This is a genomic window from Hydrogenovibrio sp., assembly GCF_049975065.1.
Classification (GTDB): domain Bacteria; phylum Pseudomonadota; class Gammaproteobacteria; order Thiomicrospirales; family Thiomicrospiraceae; genus Hydrogenovibrio.
The window spans coordinates 1-5,811 of the sequence record NZ_JBNGDN010000052.1; the positions used below are offsets into that span (position 1 = coordinate 1).

Here is a 5,811-nt window from a genome sequence, read left to right on the forward strand (position 1 = left end):
CGCGATTCGGTACCGACAAAACTGCTATGTTGTAAATTCACCAACCAGCCAATCGCTTTTTCGGTGCCGGGCGTTAAATCAAATGCCGCTTCATCCGAATCGACCGGATAGAATTTTCGCAGCCAACCTTTATCGTTATGCGCCCAGTCTTCTAAATAGTGATGCGGACTTTTAGGAAAAGCGTCTTCGCCTTCACTTAAACGCAGATGATACAAAAAATCGTCCAACATCAAGACCAGTTCGGACTGGCGCACACTTCGTCGGTTGGGGTCAATAAAGGCTTGCTGTAAAAAGCTGACAATTAACGGGGCATTGTCGGCGCGCATCAACCGCCAGGCGGGGTGCGTTTGACGCAATTTTACTAAATGAGAATAGTCCACACTTTTCCTTCACAACGGGTCTGACCCGAATAGTTCACCGAGAGGCACAAACCCGATTTCGACCGGCTTTTTTTGCCACATAAAGTTGGTCATCCGTACATTTTACCGTGGTTTTGAAGTCATCCCCACTCAGGTGCAGGCAAACACCAAAACTACAGGTCATGTTGCCCACTACCGGAAAATCGTACGCCTCAATCTCGGCACGAATGGTTTCAGCTACTTTTTCTGCCTGCTCAAGGGCATCAACTGGTATGACCACCAGAAACTCCTCGCCGCCCCATCGAATCAAAATATCATCGCTGCGAATCTGGCCTTTCGTGATCTTAACGAGATTGACAAGCACCTCATCCCCGACATTGTGACCAAAAGTATCATTAACCTGCTTGAAGTGGTCAATATCAAAAAGAATAAAGGCTAAACGCCGATTCTGGCGTTGCGCGACCTGTTCGTAAGCGCCAATTTTCTGGGCAAAATAATCTCGGTTATAGGCGTTCGTTAAGGGGTCGTGCATGGCGCGTTTTTCAAGCGAGAAATGTTCACTCATGGTTTCAGTGATGTCCGAAAAGGTCAAGATATGCTGATTATGAAGATACGTATTGATGGATAATGCAAAAATTCGGCTTCGATGATAACGATCCTTCATCGACACCAGTCGCTCTCGGTAAGACAAGGTTAACAAGTGCGCGACCCATTGGTGATGGTCGGCAATTTTTTTCAAATGAAAAACACGGTCGTCGAATTCAAAAAAGTCACAGATGCAGTCATGTTTCTGTTTGAAATGTGCCAGAGAGGGCTCATTAAAAAAGTTCAAAAAGGCCTCATTAGCATCGAAAATTTCGCGACCATCGGTGACGATGACGATAGCACTTTGAGCGTTTAAAATTTGTTGCGTTTTTTTCGATAACAAGCGAAACCGTTGTGCGCTGGACACTTCTTTATACAAGTACAGCAAGATGAGCAATATAATGATCAGACTGACAGCAAACCAGACGATGTAATGCGTTTTTAAAACCTGGAATTCCGTGTTCTTCTGCTTAAACAAAAAAGCGGCCACCACTTGGTCATTAATGGGATTATGAATCGGTATAAAGGTAAGCAGTGAGTCACCCTTATCGGATTCCACTGAAAATATCCGCCCCTCATTAATACGCTCGGCAATCATTGCTTGGCGGCCTTTAAAACCCTGTTTCAATGCCATACATTGATTCAAGGTTTTTTGAAAACTCTGAACCTCTTTATCGATCAAGAAGCCCGGTAAGTCACATTTTTGATAATTTTGCTGTTCTGAAGCAAACACCTTTTGCGTGACAACCGCTTCCTTAATTATAAAATCCGTCGGTATTTCATACAGGGTGCTGAAGTCTTTTGCAATCGACAGCGGGCTGTAGGAGATTTCAACCGAACCAAGATGCTTTGCCGTCAAGCCATTCTGCTCCTGCTCCATGACCGGGTACACATTTCGAAAACCGCTGAAAATACGCCCTTCTTCAAAACCGGAAACCGGCTTATGGGAGCGGTTAACATAAGAAACCGTTTCGCGAACATCGGTCAAGTCATCCCCAAACTTTTGCGGACGATGAAATCGTAAAAAACTTTCATTGGTATTCAAATGAAAGTGCAACTGACGCAAATCATATTCTTTCATTTTTTTATAACTTGGTTCCAATAGCGTATGTAATGTTTTTCGCGCCTGAGCCTTGCTTTCACGTCCTTTATAAGCCAATGCCATCTGATGAATGACCTCCGGCTGTGAAATGGTTAACTGTAAAAACGTTTCCGAAATAGCGTGATACTTACGCTTGATTAACTCATAACTGCGTTGAAAATCGCGATTGTGCAGTATCATGTGTGCCCTTTTTTCATCTTGATAGGCGGAATAGACTAAATGGCCAGAAACGGCAAGCAACGCCACAAACACAATCGAAAAAATAATCGCAATCGCACCTGCCCCTTGAACCTCTGTAGAATAGGTCGCCTGACTTTTTTCACCCAGCAAATAAAAAATCAATCCCAAAGCGAAAATCACAATCACCATCACCAGATTGACATTTTCTGTTTTCGCGACCAGTAATTCGTTTTTAATCTCTTTAAGTTCTTTGAACATCAAAATGGTAGCCATCGGCTTTTTGTCAGGGGCATACAGTATCTGGTTAACTACCAGATACCCCGCTTCTAAGTCGATCACATAAGGTTTATCATCTTTGACAAAGAGCGACAAACCCTTTCTGGCAATTCGATCAACCAAGTCTGGACGAGCATTGAGATTTGCGACATAATGCTTGCCGGCAAAAGTCTTGGTTATCTGGGATTCATAACGTTCAGCCACCAGAACCAACGGCTGATAACCCGCTTGCTGTATTTTCTCGGCAATGGAATTAAAGTGTGTGATCACCTCCACAAAACCAAGATAACGGCTTGCCGCAAACACAGGAACCATGGATTTAAAGGTCAGATCATAGTGACCAACACTGATCACCGACATCGGTCGTGGGTGTTTAATCATGTCCAGAATATCCTCACGAATGCTCGACAGGTCATCGCCCACTTTGTCTGTCCAGCTCCGTGCCAGACTGATGCCCGTGGCATTAACCACCTGAACCCTGACATTTTTAAAATCACTGACTTGCCCGAGATTCCCCGCTACTTTTTTCAGAACAGCGTCACTGGAGTGATTGGAAGCCTTCAGCACGGTTTTTAATTGATTATTCTGCGACAGAGCCACCGCAACCGCTAAGGTCGCATTCTTTTTTTCTTCGATCAAGGTTTCAATCTGATGGCGCATCGAAGCCGCCATTAAATCATACTGTTGAACCAGAGCCTGCTGGTGCTGTTGCTTTTTGTAATTTTGCCCAATAACCACAACCAGCAAGACCGTTAAAAGAAAGAGGATTGTCAGAAAGAGATGGTTTTTATTCTTCATAATTCGAATATTTCATAAATTTTGACTGTAATTACCTTGAATTCATACAATAGCCGCCACCTTGGTGATATAGAGAGAGGGATTAATCGTATTATCATAACAATAGCAGGGTCTTACTGGGAGGCATAATATTTCTTGTAATACCTATTATTGTCATATCCATTTAATGCAACACCGATTATTAGGGAACCTCCGCCAAAGGTTTCTTCACTCGGAAATTTCAGCAATTTTTCGGGTTAGAATTCTAGCATAATTTTTCCATACTCAAAGGCACCACGATTGGGCGCTAACGGAGGCGCTCAACCAAGCCGCTGTTTCGTTTCACGGATTGTTGGATGGCGGCTTTTAAGCCGGTGTCGGTTGCACTGAGGGTAACTTTTTGCTTGGCGCGGGTAATGGCGGTGTACAGCAGCTCTTTTGTCAGCAATGAATCCACGCGCTGAGAGGGCGTATCGTCTTCCGCAAGCGCGGGCAATACAATCAACACATGACCGAACTCCGATCCTTGGCTTTTGTGAATCGTCATGGCATAAGCGGTTTCGTGCGCGGGCAATTGTGCAGGCATAAACGCTTTGTACCCCTCCGAAACCGGGAAAAACACCTGCAAAGCGGTAGATGTGTCTGTAGAAGTATCTTTAGAAGTATCTGCAAAAGTATCAACAGAAACATCCGCCGTTCGATCCGCGAAACGCGTTATGCCGATGTCACCGTTGAATAATCCCAGTTCGGCATGGTTTTCCAAAATCATGACCGGTCGCCCCGGATACCAGACGTCGCTCTCGTCCGCCAAATGATCGAAACGCGCTTTGTCGCGCCGCGTGGCACACAACACTTGAAACGCGGCAAACGTTATGAAAAGGGTTTCCAGATCGGCCGCGGGGTCTTGCGCCAACTGTTGATAGGCCTGATACCCACGCCTGGCAAATTCAACAACGTCCATCTGTGTCCGACTCACCGCTGGGTCGCCTTGCAAAAACACCGCTTGCGCAGCGGCCACATCTTGATGGTTAACCGCCTCCGCCAGCGCCTTAATCGCGCCGCTGAACCGATAGGTGGTTTGCAAATGAACACGATTATGCGGCAAGCCTTCACTGATGTCGGATAGCACCGAACCGGTCTCCACCGAGGCCAACTGATCTTTGTCCCCCATTAAAATCAGTCGGGCACCGGGTTTCAGCGCCGTGACCAGACGGCTCATCGTGCCGATATCCACCATTGAAGCCTCATCCACCACCACCACATCGGCACTCAGCGGATGGCTGGCGTTATGCCGGAATTCGGGGGACAGCGGCAACACGCCCAATAAGCGATGCAAGGTTTTGGCCTCCGAAGGCACGGAATCCAACGCGGTCAAATGCGCCGCGAACACGGAACGAACCGAAGCCACATCCTGCTTTCCTTGGTGAATTGACTCCGTTAAGCGCATCGCCGCTTTGCCGGTGGGTGCGGCCAAGGCAATTCTTACATTGGGGTTCTGCAGCCGCAACAGGGTTAAAATTTTGACCACCGTCGTGGTTTTGCCGGTGCCGGGGCCGCCGGTAATCACCGCCAGTTGCTGGGTTAAGGCCAACTTGGCGGCGGCTAACTGGTGTTCGTCGTTAAAAAACGGCGACAGTGCCTGTTCCCACAACGGCACGACGGCTTTGGCCATCTGATTCAGCCGCGCCGCCAGTCGCACTTCATGTTGCCAGTAACGTTGCAGATAAAACCGCTCGCCTTCCAGCACAAACGGCTGGTCGCCGCCGGCCGACACAGTGGGTTGACGCTTGACGATTTCAATCTGGTCGGCCGTTAGGTTGACACAACTGTCTCCCCTTTCCAGCGCCTGCAATAACCGCTGAACGATTCGGGCAAAATCCGCTTGGTTTCCGCCCAGTGTCTTCGCAAGTTGCAAGCCTAAATCCGGGGTCAAGGGGTTTGTTTTGGTCGCAGCCGTCATAGGGTGCCTCCTGATAAGAGGGTGTCTAGTTGTTCAATCAGTGCTCGGGCGGGGCGGAAGGCGTAAACGCCCTCTTCAGGGGCTTGCGCCCGCATTCCCCGCACAAAAAGGTAGCGCACACCGCCAAAATGGCGATCGTAATCGTAATCGGCCATTCGGTGGCGCAGATAACGATGCAAGGCCAGCGTATAAATCACGCCCTGCAAGCCATAATTGGCTTGTTGCATTTTGCGGTACAAATGCGCTTGTGAATAGTCGCCGCTCAAATCATTGGATTTATAATCCATGACATAATAGCGCCCTTGGTGCTCGGCGATGAGATCGACAAAACCGTTCATGTGACCGACCAAATCGCGATACCCCAGCGGCTGGTAGGGCAAGTCTGGCATCCGGCTCTGCACCAGATCGTTCAGTTCAAGGGTATTGGCCTCATTCAGCGCCATATAAAACGGCATTTCTTTCAATACCTGAGTCGGCTGTAAATCTTTCAGCGCGAAGCCGTCGCCAAGGTCGGTATTGACGGTATGCTCAACCAAGGCTTGAAACACTTGCCACATCAAGGGGTCTATTTT

The 5,811-nt window shown here is 47.8% G+C and carries 4 protein-coding genes; all 4 read right to left on the bottom strand.

Translation table 11 applies throughout. The features are described 5' to 3' along the window. Positions 1–380, bottom strand: a 380-nt coding sequence (locus ACP5D0_RS07080) for a DUF3375 family protein (protein WP_472364965.1), incomplete at its 3' end; no start/stop codon positions are given. A 34-nt stretch (positions 381–414) separates the two neighbouring features. After that, positions 415–3,300, bottom strand: a complete 2,886-nt coding sequence (locus ACP5D0_RS07085; RefSeq protein ID WP_472364966.1) for a sensor domain-containing diguanylate cyclase — start codon at positions 3,298–3,300, stop codon at positions 415–417. Between the two features lie 286 nt (positions 3,301–3,586). After that, entirely contained in the window at positions 3,587–5,239 is a 1,653-nt protein-coding gene (gene recD, locus ACP5D0_RS07090; RefSeq protein ID WP_472364967.1) for an exodeoxyribonuclease V subunit alpha, read from the bottom strand. Next, on the bottom strand, positions 5,236–5,811 hold a 576-nt coding region (locus ACP5D0_RS07095; RefSeq protein WP_472364968.1), incomplete at its 5' end, for a PD-(D/E)XK nuclease family protein. The genes ACP5D0_RS07095 and recD, both read right to left, overlap by 4 nt.

Coding starts and splice junctions, on each gene's coding strand:
- recD (WP_472364967.1), bottom strand. CDS start 5,239: ATGACGGCTGCGACCAAAACAAACCCCTTGACCCCGGATTTAGGCTTG.
- ACP5D0_RS07085 (WP_472364966.1), bottom strand. CDS start 3,300: ATGAAGAATAAAAACCATCTCTTTCTGACAATCCTCTTTCTTTTAACG.